This window comes from Azohydromonas sediminis (genome assembly GCF_003574675.1).
GTDB lineage: Bacteria > Pseudomonadota > Gammaproteobacteria > Burkholderiales > Burkholderiaceae_C > Calidifontimicrobium > Calidifontimicrobium sediminis.
In genome coordinates, this window is the sequence record NZ_QOAZ01000080.1 from 1 (window position 1) to 1,899 (window position 1,899).

2 protein-coding genes and 1 pseudogene are annotated in these 1,899 nt (G+C 66.8%); 1 reads left to right on the plus strand and 2 read right to left on the minus strand.

What is annotated here, in order from left to right:
* The coding region (locus DRV96_RS18480; RefSeq protein WP_210757104.1) for a hypothetical protein at positions 1-211 on the minus strand (211 nt) is incomplete at its 3' end.
* 142 nt (positions 212-353) lie between these two features.
* Here DRV96_RS18480 and DRV96_RS17685 point away from each other — a divergent pair.
* Positions 354-722: a dienelactone hydrolase family protein gene (locus DRV96_RS17685; RefSeq protein WP_119293592.1), complete on the plus strand. Its 369-nt coding sequence runs from the start codon at positions 354-356 to the stop codon at positions 720-722.
* Positions 723-858: 136 nt separating this feature from the next.
* On the opposite strand, the pseudogene DRV96_RS17690 reads toward DRV96_RS17685, so the two are convergent.
* Positions 859-1,825 (minus strand): annotated as a pseudogene (locus tag DRV96_RS17690) (IS256 family transposase); the annotation flags it as partial.
* Positions 1,826-1,899 lie beyond the last annotated feature (74 nt).

Genomic DNA, 1,899 nt, shown 5'->3' on the forward strand with positions numbered 1-1,899 from the left:
GCGCGGCGCTGTTCGGCGGCAGCAGCCTGGCTACCGCGCGGTCCTTGAATGCTTGTCCGTATCGAGCCAACTCGTTCTCTGTCATCGTCCCCGGGTCTACGAAACGCGGCAGCAGCCCAGGCTGTGGATTTGTGGGCGATGCGCTGCGCGCACCGGCCAGCTTGCCGTGGACAACGCTGTCGCGTTGCCCACCGCGCAGGCCTTCGCCCACAAGCTCCACAGCCTCCCACCACCATCTACATGAACCTGGAACTCAACGAAGACCAGGTTCTATCGGGGCGACAACAATTCTGACGCGGGGGGCCCTGGTCGGTCTTTCACATGGCGGCTGGACCGTTGTGCATGCAGCGGTCATGGATCTGCCGGCGAACGCCGAGCGGTACATCGAGGACAAGAGGCCGTTTGCCGCCCATGTGGGAATCTATCCGTTCTGCTCCATCTACCTGCCCCGCAGGACCGTGTATTCCCCCCTGCTGATCCTCGGTGGCTCTGCCGACACCTGGACGCCCATCGGAAACTGCAAGGACTTGTTCGAGAGAAGCCGCGTCCCCAACGTGACGATCATCGAATATGACGGCGCGACGCACGCATGGGACGCGCCGTATCCGACTCGAACGGTTGCCGGGACCTTCGGTCCCGTCGTGCTCGCATACGACGCCAGTGCGACGCAGGACGGCATCCGGCATTCAATGGCATTCATCGAGCGCCACCTCAGGTTCTGACCTTTCCCCCCGGGGCGAGCCCGGCCATACTCGATGCGCTGCTCGCGCGCGCCAGCGCGCTTCGGCGGGGTCACGGATCGTGTCCCAACGCGTGGTGTAGGTCCACAGCCCGGAAGGGCCGAGATGCACGCGGTGCTCAGCGCTGAACGGCAGACAGCCGAGCCGGGGCAGTATCGCTGAGGGCCTGCAGGCCTTCAAGCTGCATGTACCGCCGCTGCAGCGTCCATTCGTCGTTCTGCTCGAGCAGGATGGCACCCACGAGCCGCGTGACGGCGCGCTCGTTGGGGAAGATGCCCACCACGTTCGTGCGCCGCTTGATCTCGGCGTTCTGACGCTCCAGCGGGTTGGTGCTGTGGATCTGCAGCCAGTGCGCGCGGGGGAAGTCCATGTAGGCCAGCACCTCATGCTCGGCACGGTCCATCAGCTCGGCGATCCTGGGGAAGCGCTCGCGCAGCTGGTCGGCCACCACGCGCCACTGGGCGTGTGCCTCCTTGGCTGACTCCTGGGCGAAGACGGTGGCGATCGCGGCACTGACCATGCGCCGCTGCGCCTTCGGGGCGTAGGCCAGGGCGTTGCGCATGAAGTGCACGCGGCAGCGCTGCCGGTGGCCTTGAGCACCTTGGAGGTGGCCGCCTTGAGCCCAAAGTGGCTGCCGCTGATTACCAGGCGCACGCCGCGCAGATCCCGGCGCACGAGGCTGCGCAGGAACTCGGTCCAGAACGGCTCGGCTTCGCTGGCGCCGACCTTCATGCCCAGCACCTGGCGCTGGCCGTCGGTGTTGACGCCCACGGCCACTATCACCGCCACGCTGACGATGCGCCCGGCCTCGCGCGTCTTGACGTAGGTGGCGTCGATCCACAGGTACGGCCAGTCGCCTTCGAGCGGACGATCGAGGAAGGCGTGCACGCGCTCGTCGAGCTCGGCGCACAGGCGTGACCCAAGCTCTTGGACACGCCGCTCATGCCCAGCGCCTTGACCAACTCGTCCACCAAGCGGGTGGAGATACCCTGCACGTAGGCCTCCTGGATGACGGCAGCCAGCGCGCGCTCGGCGGTGCGCCGGGGCTCCAGGAACTCGGGGAAGTAGTCGGACCTGCGAAATTCACATCAACGCCGGTTGTGGGCGACGACGGACGCCGGCGACGTCGCGCGAGGGCGGCCAGAGCTTGCCGACGTGC